This is a genomic window from Desmonostoc vinosum, assembly GCF_059505385.1.
In genome coordinates this window covers 1-14,522 of sequence record NZ_JCACKM010000169.1, presented here as the reverse complement: position 1 = coordinate 14,522, position 14,522 = coordinate 1, and the positions used below count along the sequence as shown (strand labels likewise).

Sequence of the window (14,522 nt, the reverse complement as noted above, 5' to 3'; positions counted from 1 at the left end):
AGGCAGAGACTTGAGTCTCTGACGGTTCAAGTATTTTTGCAAGAAGTCTATTAGTGTCAACTTAAGCTAGAAATAGCTTCGGTGTTGGCTTCCTCACCCGCCAAGAAATTTATTTCTTGCTGGACATAACTTTTACGTTAAGTTGACACCAATGGGGCTTGTTCCCCCTGCCCCTCTGCTAGTTTTAGCTAATCGTGATTCAAATTACATCTTTGCATCACTGCGTTTTTCTCATGACTGCTGAAGCTTTCTAATGTACTGCAATACTTTTTGAGAAAATTCAACTTCGCCTTGTTTTTGATAGAGGTCAGCAGCTTTCTGTAAATCTCCAATCGCCCCCTGTTTATCTCCTAAAGCCGAGCGGTCAAGTCCTCGATTGTAGTAAGCATTAGCATAGTTGGCATCAATTTTCAAGGCTTGGTTAAAGTCTGCTATTGCTCCTTTTTTATCTCCTAAATTAGAGCGAGCCAGACCCCGATTGTTATAAGCATTAATGTACTTAGGATCAAGCTTGAGAGCTTGATTGTAATCATTAATTGCCTCTCTATACTCTTTCAAAGCAGAGCGAGCATTTGCCCGATTGTAATAGGCATTGATATATTTGGGATCAATCCTGATAGCTTGGTTATAGTCTGCTATTGCTTCTTGTTTATTTCCTAAATCCGAGTAGATATTTCCTCGGTTATAGTAGGCGTTGACATATTTGGGGTCAATCTTGATAGCTTGGGTGTAATCTGCTATTGCTCCTTGTTTGTCTCCTGATGCAGAGCGGTCAATTGCTCGGTTATAGTAGGCGTTGACATATTTGGGATCAATATTTACTGCTTGAGTGTAATCGGCAATAGATGCTTGCAAGTTCCCTAACTGAGAATAGATAATTCCCCGGTTGTAATAGGCGTTGACATACTTGGGATCAACATTGACTGCTAGGGTATAATCGTTGATTGCTTCTTGCTTTTTGCCTAAAGCAGAGTGAGCATTTCCTCGGTTGTAGTAGGCGTTGACATACTTGGGATCAATTTTGACAGCTTCGTTATAGTCTGCGATCGCCCCCAGCTTATCACCTAAGTTAGAGCGGGTATTGCCGCGATTATAGTAGGCGTTGACATATTTGGGGTCAATCTTAATAGCTTGAGTGTAATCTGCGATCGCCCCTTGCTTATCTCCCATCTCCGAACGAGCAATCCCTCGGTTGTAGTAGGCATTAGCATAATTGGGGTTAATCCTGATTGCTTGGTTATAGTCATCGATTTCCCCTTTAGCATCACCTATCCGAGAGCGAGCAATTCCTCGGTCATTGTAGGCATTCACATAGTTGGGATTGAGCTTAATCGCTTGAGTATAGTCGGCGATTGCCCCTTTGAAATCTCCTTTTTTATACTTATCTCCACCTTGAATGTAGAAGTCGTCAGCTCTTGGTGTTGTGTTTGTAGGGTTGACGGGAAAATTGACCTGCGGCGGATTTACCCTAGTTCCCACTGACAGTTTCAAAAAGGTGTTGATAGGAACACCCAAATTAAAGCCTGTCTTAATTACAACATTAGGATTGCGTTCAGAAACTTGAAAATTCTCAGTCGTATCGCCTCTGCCGTGAATCCCCACTAGTTCGCCTTTTTCATTCAGCACCGGGCCGCCGCTCATCCCTGGTAAAGTATTATTGCTGTAGACCAAAGCGTACCCATCATTTAGAGGTTTTGAGGCATTAGCAGTAATCTGCCCGGCAATGAAATTGTAAATCGAATCAGAAATTACCGCGTTTGCCTGCGGAAACCCCGCAACATAAGCTGTTGTACCTTCTATAGCTTCATCTGAGTTGCCTACCTTGGCAACCGGGTAATTTTGGTTACTGGTAAACTGTACAGTGGCTAAGTCTACTCCTGACATTTTCGTCACAGTGCTATAGTTGAGCGCATAACGCTGACCATCTGGAGTCACAATGTCATATTTTGCTTGAGTTTCGATCACATGCTTAGCGGTGAGTACAGTGTAAACATTGCCTTCTTTTTTAATGATTACCCCAGTCCCGGAACTGCTTTTATTATCAATCAGCACTGTGATGGACTTAGCAATTTTCCCTACCTCTGTAGAGGATAGCGCCATAGCAGTTTGTGGTTGCACAAGAGCGATTGTTACTCCCAAGATTGCAGGTGTAAGTGCATGATTAAGTTTCATAGATTTAATTTTTAATAACATTATCTAACATTCCAGAAAAATAGATTTTTTTTCCTAATCGGGTTCATGCTCAAGCTTTTTTATTAACTCCAACACTTACTTTTAGGGATCTATTTTTCATGATTAAAGATTAGCAGATTTATACAAAACTGCGATCGCTGTTTGGAGAATAAGGGGAGAATAATTCGTAATTCGTAATGACGCTCGTACCTCGCTCTAAGCGAAGCTATGCCGTAGGCTTTACGCTACCCCTGCGAAGCGCGTAATTCGTAATTAAGTTTTGTAATGGGGATTTAATGCTTAATTCCCCATTCCCCATTCCCCATTCCCCATTCAATTAGACTGAGTTTTAGTCAACTCAATGCTAATTCTGCCGCCAAAGTCTGGAATGGGTGCGCTGGGTTTACTTAGGATGACTTGGACTTGTGTCAAGCGATCGCTCTGTTGCAGAATAGAGTCGGCGATCGTTGTGACTAGCTTTTCTACCAAAGCGAACTTAGATGTCTTCACTAGGTCTTTTACTAAACTGATGATGTTGCGATAATCCAGAGTATCGGTGATTTCGTCAGTCTTAGCTGCGGTGGAGATATCCAACCACAATTTGAGATCTACCTCAAACCATTGTCCTAATACCTGTTCTTCAGGTAGATACCCAGTATAGCCATAGCAGCGAATTCCCATTATATGAATACAATCCATAAAAGCTTGAGTGTGAATTAATTTTACATTTGGTGTCCAATGGACGGAATATCAAGCGATACCACTTAATATTCTCAGATGGATTCTAAATGGAATTTTCCTCATTAAAATCTAAAATTTAATATTGTTTTAACTGGTATACTCAATTTGATGGCGATCGCTTATAAAAATATTAATCAAATTTGGGCCTATATCTTAACAGAGACCCTAAAGCGTCTAGGATTGACTTGTGCTGTCATTTGTCCTGGCTCGCGTTCTACGCCTCTAGCAGTTGCTTTTGCTCAGCAAGCACCCGATATTGAAGCAATTTCTATACTTGATGAACGTTCTGCGGCCTTTTTTGCTCTAGGACAAGCAAAAGTAACCGGGCGTCCTGTAGTACTGATTTGCACCTCTGGAACAGCAGGGGCAAACTTTTATCCTGCGGTGATTGAAGCTAGAGAAAGTCGTGTACCCTTGTTGGTATTCACTTGCGATCGACCACAAGAATTACGAAATTGCCACTCTGGACAGACAATAGACCAGTGGAAACTATACGGTAATTACCCAAACTGGCAAGCAGAGCTAGCTTTACCTTCTCCAGACAGAGAAATCCTAGCCTATCTACGACAAACGATAATTTATAGCTGGGAGCGAGCCTCCGGGGGAGGAGTTTCGCTAAAGCCAGCTCCCAACAAGGGCCCAGTACATCTCAATATTCCCTTTCGCGATCCTCTTGCACCCATTCCCGATGTTAAGACGCATGATAGCGCGTCTCTACAATCATTACTGGCACAATTCTCTCCAGAAGAATTCTTTGCAGGTATACCCAATACTTCGACTGCTTCGACTATGCTTAGCACAAGTCCGCTCAGCACAAGTTCCCCATTCCCAATTCCCCAACAATGGCAAAAATGCGATCGCGGCATCATCATCGCTGGTGTTGCCCAAACACAGCAACCACAGGAATATTGTAGAGCGATCGCATACCTTTCTCAAACTCTGCAATGGCCAGTATTAGCAGAAGGACTTTCACCAATCAGAAATTATGCTGACCTTAACCCCTATTTAATTTCCACTTATGACCAGATTCTACGAAATCAGCAATTAGCAAAGCAGCTAGCACCTGAAATGGTGATTCAAGTAGGCGAAATGCCAACTAGCCCAGTATTACGTAACTGGCTCAAAGCTACAAATTCTCAACGCTGGATAATAGACAACAGCGACCAAAACCTCGATCCTCTCCACGGGAGGACAACTCACCTGCGGATTAGTATTGAAGACTTGGGGAGTAGAGAAGAGGACGCGGTGATGAGGGAACTGGGAGACGCGGAGAATTGTTTTGAAACTTTCACCGTGTCCCCGTGTCCCCGCGTCCCCGCGTCCTCTTCTAACTACCTTCAACAATGGTGTACAGCAGAAAAGCAAGTGAGAACAGTTATCAACCAAACGTTGGCGGAAATGGAAAATTTATTTGAAGGCAAAGTTGCATGGGTGGTGTCTCAAATACTCCCATCAGGAACGCCGCTATTTATTGCCAACAGTATGCCTGTCCGGGATGTGGAATTTTTCTGGCAACCGAATAATTTAGGGGTGCGATCGCATTTTAACCGGGGTGCAAATGGCATTGATGGTACATTATCCACCGCTTTAGGAATAGCCCATCGCCAGCAAAGTAGTGTGATGTTAACAGGAGATTTAGCTTTATTACATGACACAAATGGTTTTTTAATCCGCAATAAATTTGTCGGACACCTAACAATCATCTTAATTAACAACAACGGCGGCGGCATTTTTGAAATGTTACCCATCGCCAAATTTGACCCACCATTTGAAGAGTTTTTCGGCACTCCTCAAGATATTGATTTTGCTCAGTTATGCGCTACGTATGGTGTGCAGCATGAATTGATTACTTCTTGGCAACAGTTACAGCAAAAATTAAACCCACTACCAAATACAGGAATTCGGGTTTTGGAGTTGCAGACAAATCGTAAACAAGATACCAAGTGGCGACAGGAGAATTTACCTAGATTTGCAGCTGATATTGTAATTTAGCTATTCTATTATTGCATTTGATGTAGATAACACTCTTGTTTGTGCCTACTCCTTGAAAAATTGATCGCTTTGATCCAAAAATTTACCCTTTTGCTTGATCTTGTAACCACCCCTCCAAATCCGCCATAGCAGAAAAATCTAACAAAGCCTCACCTAAAGCTTCCAACTGTTCCACCGATAAAGCCTGAATTTGGGGTTGAAACTGCTGAGGAACTTTACCCAATCGGCGGTTTAATAGTTTAAGAATAAGCGATCGCGCTTCTTCTTCACGTCCTTCTTCCTTTGCTTCCAGAATAGCCCGTGGTTCTTCCAAATTAAGTCCCAACATAGCCTCAATCTCCTTTCGATTTAAGGTAGAAAACTTGTAAACAATAATCGTCGCCACTAAATCTATAATCTTAGCGATCGCTTGTCCCCTAGTCCGCGATAAAATTCTCAAGCACAACAGTCCACTCTATACCAATGCAAATCAACTGGCAAACTGCCAAAACCTACGAAGATATTCTGTATCACAAAACCGATGGCATCGCTAAAATCACCATCAACCGTCCCCACAAACGTAATGCTTTTCGTCCTAAAACGGTTTTTGAACTATACGATGCTTTCTGTGATGCCCGCGAAGATACTACTATTGGCGTAGTTTTATTTACTGGCATTGGCCCCCATACAGATGGCAAATATGCTTTTTGTGCAGGCGGCGATCAAAGTGTGCGGGGACATGCTGGTTATGTGGATGATGCTGGTGTCCCTCGCTTAAACGTGCTAGACTTACAACGCCTAATCCGCTCTATGCCCAAAGTAGTGATTGCTTTAGTAGCTGGATATGCGATCGGTGGTGGACATGTTTTACATTTAATCTGCGATCTCACCATTGCCGCAGATAATGCCATTTTCGGCCAAACTGGCCCGAAAGTTGGCAGTTTCGATGGTGGTTTTGGAGCCAGCTATCTCGCCCGCATTGTCGGACAAAAAAAAGCGCGAGAAATTTGGTTTCTCTGTCGCCAATACGATGCCCAACAAGCTTTAGAAATGGGTTTAATAAATTGTGTTGTTCCTGTAGAACAACTAGAAACTGAAGGTATTCAATGGGCACAAGAAATTTTAGAAAAAAGTCCGATCGCAATTCGTTGTCTCAAAGCCGCATTCAACGCTGATTGTGATGGGCAAGCTGGCTTACAAGAACTCGCCGGTAATGCCACCTTACTCTATTACATGACACAAGAGGGATCAGAAGGGAAACAAGCATTTCTCGAAAAGCGTCCACCTAATTTTCGCACCTTCCCTTGGCTACCTTAATAAATTTTAAAAATCGCACTTCTTAGTGAGGTGCGATTTTTGGAAGGTTTAAAATTTACAGCAACAAAAATTTTAAAAGAAAATCTTATGTTAAACAGACTACAAACTAATGACAGTAATTATGAGATGCTAAACAAGCACCCGCTTAGTGTTTGCCTCTTGTGAAGTGCAAATAGTTGTTTCTTCTAAAGAAGCAAGAGCGGCATTCTCTAAATCAGAAACTAAAGAGTGAGCAGATGTTAAAACAGGTGTTGCATCTGGTAAACTCCAGGCATCTTCTAAAGTTTCCCAAGAAGGTGCAAAAGGCGGCAGTGCCAAAGAGCAAGCTTTCCAACTTGCTTGTACTAGTGCCCCTAGTTGCTGGCACATTCCTCCACGACGACCTTCCGGTTGGTAATGACGGCAATATCGACAGGCAGATGCGGAAAATTTAATGGGTTTCATTTGGGTTCATCTTTTGTGCCATTTAGGACTGTTTTTCGTCCTTATATTTTCCTCCTACATACATATACGTAATAAAGCCAAAAAATCATTATTTAGTATGGGTTTCAGCGATCCCCGCAAAAAAATAAACTTTAGGATATTTTTATATTCTCGTTATATTTGTATATGTTTTATGAAATTGGGAGCTACGAATATTGGCTCAAAACTATTAGGGATCAAGGATAACAGAAAAGCTTTAAATCTAGAACTACTTTGAGTTTTATCTTTAAGGATGACTAAAAGCCGAGATTTTTCGATTAAGTCTTGAGGATTATCTCTTAAGACTGAGATGTTTTTATCTACTGCCGAGAGAATTTAGAAATTGCTCTCAAATAAATTTTGCTCAACGAATAATCTTTTTGGGAATGGGGAAGAGGACGCGGGGACGCGGAGAAAATTTCTCCCACATCTTTCGGTTGGTGAGCGAAGTCGAACCACATCCCCCTCATCCCCCCACTCCCCACTGCTTAGCAGCACACAAAGAGCATACATTCCAGCGCTGGAGTTCACCGACTGGGGTGGGGCATTGACACCGGGGACATAGGGGTAGATGATGCGATCGCGCTTGCATTTTTTTAGCCCAAGTTTTAAAGGCAGCGTTGGCATCTTGTATGATTGGTGTCACATCCTCAAGGCTAACCTCATCGCCCAAATAACTAGGATGCTCATGGGGTAAAATTTGTTGCTGTTTTGGCTCTAATGGTTTTTGTTGCCAAAGGGCGGTGGAGAAGCGAATATCAATTAATGGCTTTGCTAGTTTTTGATTCAACTTTACTAGCAAAGGCGATCGCCCAAAGGTGAGGTTTTGTGCCCAAGCAGCGCTAGAAGTTGCTACCCACAAAACATCACGTTGAATAGATTGTGGACGCGTATGTGCCGCTGCCGTTGCTCCCACAATTTCTGCCCAACACTTGAGGAGGCACTGAAATGGCTCCTCTTGCCATTTAGCCTGCTTTTCGAGAACATCTAAAACATCATTAATTGATTTCAACGACATCCACCTAACAAGAACAAAAATTGAGCTTGGTTCTTGGGTCTATCTTATTAGTTGACACTCCCCAGCCTAAAGGCGTGGGGATTCTACATTCATAGACTCGCCGTTAGACAGCAGGGTTGCCCCAACTGCCCAAGAGGGCAAATCTCCTGTAGCGTAAGTTCCGGTATGCCCTACCGTACTGAGTCCTAATTTCAAAATATTGATTGCCGCGTTGACATCTCTATCTTCCACATATCCACAATGAGGACATACATGGGTTCTTGTAGATAGAGATTTTTTCACTTTTTCGCCACAGTTGGAACAATTTTGGCTCGTATTATGGGGAGGAACTGCAACAGTACATCGCCCATATTTGTGACCAAAATATTCTAACCATAAGCGGAAAGTGTACCAACCAGCATCAGAGATTGATTTAGCTAGATGTCGATTACGTACCAGCCCTTTGACATTTAAATCTTCATAAGCTACCAAATCGTTAGATTGGATGACGGAGTATGCCAGTCTCTTGCAATACTCTTTTCGTTGCCTACTTACTTTTAAATGCTTACGAGCATATCTATTTCTAGCCTTGTGGTAATTGTTTGATTGCTTGAGAAGAGTTTTTTTTCTATCCTTGCTAAACTTCTTAGACTTTTTGCGCTTAGCGCGGTTCAACTGTTTTTCTGAGTTGCGGTAAAACTGCGGGGATTGTTCTACGTTGCCTTTATTATCGGCAATGAAATACTTCAATCCCAAGTCAATACCTACAACCTGATTAGTAGGTTGACTTTCTACCTTGACATCAACATCGATTGCAAATTGAGCGTAATACCCATCGGCACGACGCACTAAACGCACTCGTTTAATCTGTTTAATGTCGTAGTAATTCAGGTCGTAGGTTCCTTTGAGTTTTAAAGTACCAATCCCTTTTTTATCGGAGAAAGTGATAACCTTCCTCGGTTCAGATAGTTTCCACCCAGTCGATTTGTACTCAACTGAACGGCAGTTTTTCTTAAACTTAGGAAAACCTGTCTTTCCCTTAACCTTCTTCTTACAGTTGTCGTAAAACCGAGCTATTGCACTCCAAGAACGTTCAGCAGCAGATTGTCTAGCCATTGAGTTTAATTCATCAGCAAACGGAAATTCAGCAGCTAATACCGCACAGTATTTATTCAGTGCATACTTGTCTACCTTTGATTCTTTGTTATCCATCCAATAGCGTAAGCACTTATTTTGAATGAATTGACTAGTCCGAATTGCTTCGTCTATCGCTTGATATTGCTTGTCTTTCCCTTTGACCTTAAACTCGTAAACAATCATGTCATCGACCAATTACCACATATTTATGCTAACACACAAAGCATAAAGCCGTCGTAGAATGACGGGGTTTTAAACCCAGTTTTTTGATAATTTTCGCTATTATTGGCACAAATGTATCTAAAGTTAATCTAGCCGTCTACGTTTGAGGCACACAGGCAATGACTCAAAAACCCCTAATCGATTCTGGCACTCAATTGTCTAAAACACCTCGGTTGAAGCCACCACTAGCAGCAGCACTAGCGAGTTTAGAAGTTCGGCTAGATCAAGAATTAGCTCGCTACCGACGTGCGCGAAATGCTTCTAGGACAACCAATCAAACCCATGTGGATAAAAAAATCAGCGCTCAAACTCAGCAATTAGTTTCTACACTCACAACAGTAGACAAAACCCAGCTATCAAAAGAGCCACACATCCCCGAAGCTATCAATTCTCAAGCGAAATTAACACCAAATATAGCTAAAACTGAGCAACTAGATCATCCCAAGCAATCCTCCATCCCCGAAACTGTCAAAACACAAATTCCACCACCGCCGCCAAATACCAGTAGCATCGTACCGACAGTTACTCAAGCTCATAAGAGTGAAAGTACCATACAGCCAGTTAATACCCCCAAACAACCAGATGACTATTTAGAATCTAGTGAAGCACTGCTGCGAAGCCTTACAGAAGAACAAGTAGAAACCAAAAAACCCAGTAATTCTAGCGACAGTCTGCTATCACCTTTAGGTATTGGTTCCATACTGCTGTTACTGTTATCTAGCCTGACATTGGGCTATGTCGTTTTCAATCCCAAAAGCTTATCACAATTGAATGTAGGTAAAATATTTAACAATAACTCATCTAATAGTACAGAAACTCCTGAAGAAGTGACTAGTAATACTGCATCTCAGCCACAGATTACACCTATTCCTAAATATCCTAATCTAGCGCAGAAGGAGTTTCCTGAAGTTAGAGACTCTAATGATGTGGTTGGCTTAAAACCCAAAGTTCAAACTAACTCCCCAGCACCACCTAACCCCGTTGTCATCCAGACACCTGTCGCCCCCCCTGTTGTCAGTCCATTACCACAGGTGCAACCCTTACCTCCTGTGAATTTGTCACCAACTCCAACAGCACAGCCATCGCCGCAACCAACCATCACCCCTCCACAGACTAATGTAGAAATCACACCCGGAGTAGATGGACTTTATCATGTAGTGACAGACAATCAAGGCGAAAGCGCTCTTGCTGCTGCTCGTAAAATCGTTCCCGATGCCTATTTATCCAGCGATCGCAAGGTAATTTATCTGGCTGCCTTGAAAACACAAGAGCAGGTAAAACGAAGGTTGCAACAGCTTCAGGCACAAGGAATTAAAGCACGGATTGAGTAACTATGAGTTGCAAAAATCTACGATACCATGAGATAACAGTCCTGAGTTCTGAAGCGCGGTAGCCGGGCGTTAGCCTGTGCTAAGCAAATTCAAAAATATTAATATTCGGAACTCTATACTCACTACTCGGCATGAGATTGAGGCAGGGTATCTACACAGATAGTTATGAGTAATCATCAAAACTCAGTACTCAGCACTCACAACTCAGCACTGAATTTTATGGAGAGCTGATATGGAACTAATCAAGCGTATCCTGCGGGTAATTCGCGCTAACCTTAACAGTTTGATAGGCAATGCAGAAGATCCAGAAAAGATTTTGGAACAAACTGTGTTGGAAATGCAGGAAAACTTGGTGCGATTGCGGCAGGGAGTAGCACAAGCAATCGCCACCCAAAAACGCACCGAAAGGCAAACAGCCTCTGCCGAATCTCATGCTGAAGAATGGTATCGTCGTGCCCAATTAGCGCTGCAACAAGGCAACGAACCTCTAGCACGGGAAGCGCTTACCAAACGTCAAGCTTATAAAGAAACAGCCACCGCGCTCTCTCAACAAATAGGGCAGCAAAACGAAGTAGTAGCTAGACTCAAAAAGGATATGCGGACGCTAGAGGCCAAAATTTCCGAAGCAAAAACCAAAAAGGATATGTATATTGCCCGCGCCCGTTCGGCGGAGGCTACTTATAAACTCCAAGAAATGCTTGGCGGAGTCTCTACTACCAGTAGTCTCAATGCCTTTGAGCGCATGGAGGAAAAAGTTTTACAGATAGAAGCTCAATCGGAAGCTATTGCTCAACTCGGTAGCGATGAACTAGAAACAAAATTTGCTTCTTTAGAATCTGGAAATGATGTTGATGCTGAACTAGCAGCCATGAAGGCACAGGTTTTAAATGATGCTGAAAATCCTCAAAGCTATCGCCTCAGCGAAGGGAAAACAACAGCACTGCCTTCCCACAAAGAATTGCCCACTCAGGAACCTTAGAGCTTGGGTAGGTTTCACATCATTACATAATTTAAAACTTGTGGGGAGGTACCGATTCAAACCGGAAAGATTACATTGAAATAGGTAGCTATAAAAAAATAAACAAGCTAACTGTACTGCCAAGCGCGTAAACCACAAAAGGAAAAACAAAGTTATGGGATTATTTGATCGCATTAAGCGAGTAGTCGGTGCTAATCTTAACGATTTGGTCAGTAAAGCAGAAGATCCAGAAAAAATGCTAGAACAAGCCATCCTGGAAATGCAGGAAGACTTGGTACAACTGCGCCAAGGAGTTGCCCAGGCGATCGCAGCCCAAAAGCGCACTGAAAAACAGTATAATGACGCTCAAAATGAAATTAATAAGTGGCAACGTAATGCTCAACTAGCGCTGCAAAAAGGTGATGAAAACTTAGCACGACAAGCTCTAGAACGCAAAAAGACTTACACTGATACCAGCACAGCTCTCAAAGCTAGTCTAGATCAGCAAAGCACTCAAGTTGAAACCCTCAAGCGTAACCTCATCCAGCTAGAAAGCAAAATTTCTGAGGCTAAAACCAAGAAAGAAATGCTCAAAGCTCGGATCACCACCGCCAAAGCTCAAGAGCAACTCCAAGGCATGGTGCGTGGCATGAATACCAGCAGTGCAATGGCTGCCTTTGAGCGGATGGAAGAAAAAGTCTTGATGCAAGAAGCTCGTGCCCAATCGGCAGGAGAATTAGCAGGTGCAGATTTAGAAAGCCAATTTGCCCGTTTGGAATCCAGCAGCGATGTTGACGACGAACTAGCAGCCCTAAAAGCATCCCTAGCACCCGCCAGTCCGCCAAACCAGCCCCAACTGCCACCACAACAACAAACCACCCCTCCCAAATCGAATGAAGTTGTTGATGCTGAGTTGGATTCTCTACGCAAACAATTGGATCAAATGTAACATTGTCAAAAATTTTATTTCAACTAGTCCCACGCCTGTTGGTTGTGGGATTTTGCTTGGTTATGCAACACTACGCGAATATAACGAGGGGATGAAAATATTTTTTTCCCACTCCCCACTCCCCACTCCCCACTCCCCATTTTCAAGGTGATGACGATCGCTACAAATATCGATATTATTAATGCACGAGTACCCGGCTATCAAGGTTTGCAGATGCTCTTGGTGAACCATCAAGGCATAATTGAGCTCATCTTGCCAATGGGTACAGTTTTTAAACGAGTGCCTGCACCAGATTTGCAAGTGTTGGATGTTACTGGTGATTGGATTTCTTTGGGTGGTGTCGATTTACAGATTAATGGCGCTTTGGGATTGGCATTTCCTGATTTACAGGCGCAAAGCGTTTCTATTATGCAAAAAATTTCGCAATTTTTGTGGGATGAAGGAATAGATGGATTTTTACCCACTTTGGTAACAACGTCGGTAGAAAATATCCAGCGATCGCTTGCTGTCATTGCCGATATTATCCCTAATCAACAATCGCTTAGCAAGATTCTAGGAGTACATTTAGAAGGGCCGTTTTTAAATTATCAAAAGCGCGGCGCACACCCGGCAGAGTACCTGTTACCTTTAACGGTTGCAGAAGTCAAGCAAGTTTTAGGCAATTATGCTCACGTTGTTAAAATTATTACTTTAGCACCAGAATTAGATCCAACCGATGAGGTCATTCCATATCTGCGTTCTTTGGGTATTGTTGTGAGTTTAGGGCATTCTCAGGCAACGGCAAACCAAGCACAACGCGCATTTGAGTTGGGTGCAACGATGGTAACTCACGCTTTCAATGCTATGCCACCTTTACATCACCGTGAACCAGGGTTATTAGGAGCAGCTATTATCCATCCTGATGTTATGTGTGGTTTTATTGCCGATGGACAGCACGTTTCACCCACGATGTTACAAATTCTGATTCGTGCTAGCCATTCCCCCTTTGATCATCAAGGTAATGGGCTATTCCTCGTCAGCGATGCCCTCGCCCCTTTAGGATTGCCCGATGGGGTGTATCCTTGGGACAGTCGGCAAATTGAGGTCAACAACGGCACAGCTAAACTACCAGATGGCACTTTATCAGGAACAACTTTACCTCTATTGGTAGGAGTGCAGAATTTGGTAAAGTGGGGTATCTGCGATGTAGAAGATGCGATCGCCCTAGCTACAGAAGCACCAAGAAAAGCACTTGGTCTTCCAGGAATTACCCCACATCAACCTGCCAACTTACTGCGTTGGCATTGGGATGAAACCACAAAAGAACTGACTTGGCAGCGAACACTATATAATTCGTAATTCGTAATTCGTAATTCGTAATGACGCTCGAGGACTCGCTAACGCTGCGCTAACGTAATTCGTAATTCGTAATTCGTAATTCGTAATTATTTATTCTCCCCGCTCCCTACTCCCTACTCCCCACTCCCTACTCCCCATTTTCATATGATAATTTTAAACATTGGGAACCGATAAAAATCAAAGTTTATGAACGCAGCCGACGATAAAACGATTGTTCGTGAGTATTTCAATTCCACAGGGTTTGACCGTTGGAGGCGAATCTACGGTGATGGCGAAGTCAACAAAGTGCAACTGGATATCCGTAATGGACACCAGCAAACAGTGGATACAGTTCTCGGCTGGCTAAAAGCTGATAATAATTTATCAGGGCTATCAATCTGTGATGCTGGCTGTGGTGTTGGTAGTCTCAGCATTCCTTTAGCGGCAGATGGGGCTAAAGTTTATGCCAGCGATATATCTGAAAAAATGGTGACAGAAGCCAAGGATAGAGCCACGGAAATGTTGGGAAATGCTGACAATCCCAATTTTGTCGTCCAGGATTTAGAGTCTTTAAATGGTAGCTACCATACAGTTATTTGCTTGGATGTTCTAATTCACTATCCCCAAGAAAAGGCAGACGAGATGATTTCTCACCTCTGTTCTTTAGCACAGTCACGGATAATTCTCAGTTTTGCGCCGAAAACTTTTGGTTTGAGCATACTTAAAAAAATTGGTAGTTTCTTTCCAGGAGCCAGTAAAGCCACTCGTGCTTACCTACATCGTGAGGCTGATGTTATCAAAATTTTAGATAATAACGGCTTTTCAGTGCAAAGACAATCTATGACTAAAACTAGCTTCTATTTTTCTCGCCTACTAGAAGCCACGCGTGATATGGGATGAGGGGGATGAGGCTCTTATGGGTAGGTTTTTTAGATTTCGCGTTTTGGT

At 42.8% G+C, this 14,522-nt stretch carries 13 protein-coding genes; 7 read left to right on the top strand and 6 right to left on the bottom strand.

Features of this window, described 5'->3' with window-relative positions:
• Nucleotides 1–231: 231 nt before the first annotated feature.
• Both AC5JMF_RS22570 and folB read right to left on the bottom strand, forming a co-directional pair.
• A complete protein-coding gene (locus tag AC5JMF_RS22570) occupies nt 232–2,172 on the bottom strand; it encodes a tetratricopeptide repeat-containing S1 family peptidase (RefSeq protein WP_495797952.1) in 1,941 nt (646 codons plus the stop codon).
• 333 nt (nt 2,173–2,505) lie between these two features.
• Complete coding sequence (folB, locus tag AC5JMF_RS22565; protein WP_495797951.1) at nt 2,506–2,871, bottom strand: dihydroneopterin aldolase; 366 nt, start codon at nt 2,869–2,871, stop codon at nt 2,506–2,508.
• Between the two features lie 150 nt (nt 2,872–3,021).
• On the opposite strand from folB, the gene menD reads away from it, so the two are divergent.
• A complete protein-coding gene (gene menD / locus AC5JMF_RS22560; protein ID WP_495797950.1) occupies nt 3,022–4,905 on the top strand; it encodes a 2-succinyl-5-enolpyruvyl-6-hydroxy-3-cyclohexene-1-carboxylic-acid synthase in 1,884 nt (627 codons plus the stop codon).
• 82 nt (nt 4,906–4,987) lie between these two features.
• Here menD and AC5JMF_RS22555 read toward each other — a convergent pair whose 3' ends face one another.
• The gene (locus AC5JMF_RS22555) at nt 4,988–5,344 is read right to left on the bottom strand and encodes a DUF4351 domain-containing protein (RefSeq protein ID WP_495797949.1); all 357 of its coding nucleotides are present in this window, start codon (nt 5,342–5,344) and stop codon (nt 4,988–4,990) included.
• Between the two features lie 23 nt (nt 5,345–5,367).
• On the opposite strand from AC5JMF_RS22555, the gene menB reads away from it, so the two are divergent.
• Nucleotides 5,368–6,201: a 1,4-dihydroxy-2-naphthoyl-CoA synthase gene (menB, locus tag AC5JMF_RS22550; protein WP_495797948.1), complete on the top strand. Its 834-nt coding sequence runs from the start codon at nt 5,368–5,370 to the stop codon at nt 6,199–6,201.
• A 129-nt stretch (nt 6,202–6,330) separates the two neighbouring features.
• On the opposite strand, the gene AC5JMF_RS22545 is transcribed toward menB, so the two are convergent.
• The 3 genes from AC5JMF_RS22545 to AC5JMF_RS22535 all read right to left on the bottom strand — a co-directional run bounded on the left by AC5JMF_RS22545 (nt 6,331) and on the right by AC5JMF_RS22535 (nt 8,980).
• Nucleotides 6,331–6,645: a hypothetical protein gene (locus tag AC5JMF_RS22545; RefSeq protein WP_495797947.1), complete on the bottom strand. Its 315-nt coding sequence runs from the start codon at nt 6,643–6,645 to the stop codon at nt 6,331–6,333.
• Between the two features lie 484 nt (nt 6,646–7,129).
• The gene (locus AC5JMF_RS22540; protein WP_495797946.1) at nt 7,130–7,681 is read right to left on the bottom strand and encodes a DciA family protein; all 552 of its coding nucleotides are present in this window, start codon (nt 7,679–7,681) and stop codon (nt 7,130–7,132) included.
• A 66-nt stretch (nt 7,682–7,747) separates the two neighbouring features.
• Nucleotides 7,748–8,980 carry an RNA-guided endonuclease InsQ/TnpB family protein gene (locus AC5JMF_RS22535; protein ID WP_495797945.1) on the bottom strand — a complete coding sequence of 411 codons (1,233 nt, stop codon included), beginning with the start codon at nt 8,978–8,980 and terminating at the stop codon, nt 7,748–7,750.
• A 158-nt stretch (nt 8,981–9,138) separates the two neighbouring features.
• On the opposite strand from AC5JMF_RS22535, the gene AC5JMF_RS22530 reads away from it, so the two are divergent.
• The 5 genes from AC5JMF_RS22530 to bchM all read left to right on the top strand — a co-directional run bounded on the left by AC5JMF_RS22530 (nt 9,139) and on the right by bchM (nt 14,474).
• Nucleotides 9,139–10,350, top strand: a complete 1,212-nt coding sequence (locus tag AC5JMF_RS22530) for a hypothetical protein (RefSeq protein WP_495797944.1) — start codon at nt 9,139–9,141, stop codon at nt 10,348–10,350.
• Between the two features lie 232 nt (nt 10,351–10,582).
• Nucleotides 10,583–11,329, top strand: a complete 747-nt coding sequence (locus AC5JMF_RS22525; protein ID WP_495797943.1) for a PspA/IM30 family protein — start codon at nt 10,583–10,585, stop codon at nt 11,327–11,329.
• A 154-nt stretch (nt 11,330–11,483) separates the two neighbouring features.
• Nucleotides 11,484–12,257, top strand: a complete 774-nt coding sequence (locus AC5JMF_RS22520) for a PspA/IM30 family protein (protein ID WP_495797942.1) — start codon at nt 11,484–11,486, stop codon at nt 12,255–12,257.
• A 150-nt stretch (nt 12,258–12,407) separates the two neighbouring features.
• Entirely contained in the window at nt 12,408–13,595 is a 1,188-nt protein-coding gene (nagA, locus tag AC5JMF_RS22515; RefSeq protein WP_495797941.1) for an N-acetylglucosamine-6-phosphate deacetylase, read from the top strand.
• Nucleotides 13,596–13,781: 186 nt separating this feature from the next.
• Nucleotides 13,782–14,474 (top strand): magnesium protoporphyrin IX methyltransferase, encoded by a 693-nt coding sequence (gene bchM / locus AC5JMF_RS22510; RefSeq protein ID WP_495797940.1) that lies wholly within the window; start codon nt 13,782–13,784, stop codon nt 14,472–14,474.
• The last annotated feature ends 48 nt before the right edge of the window (nt 14,475–14,522 follow it).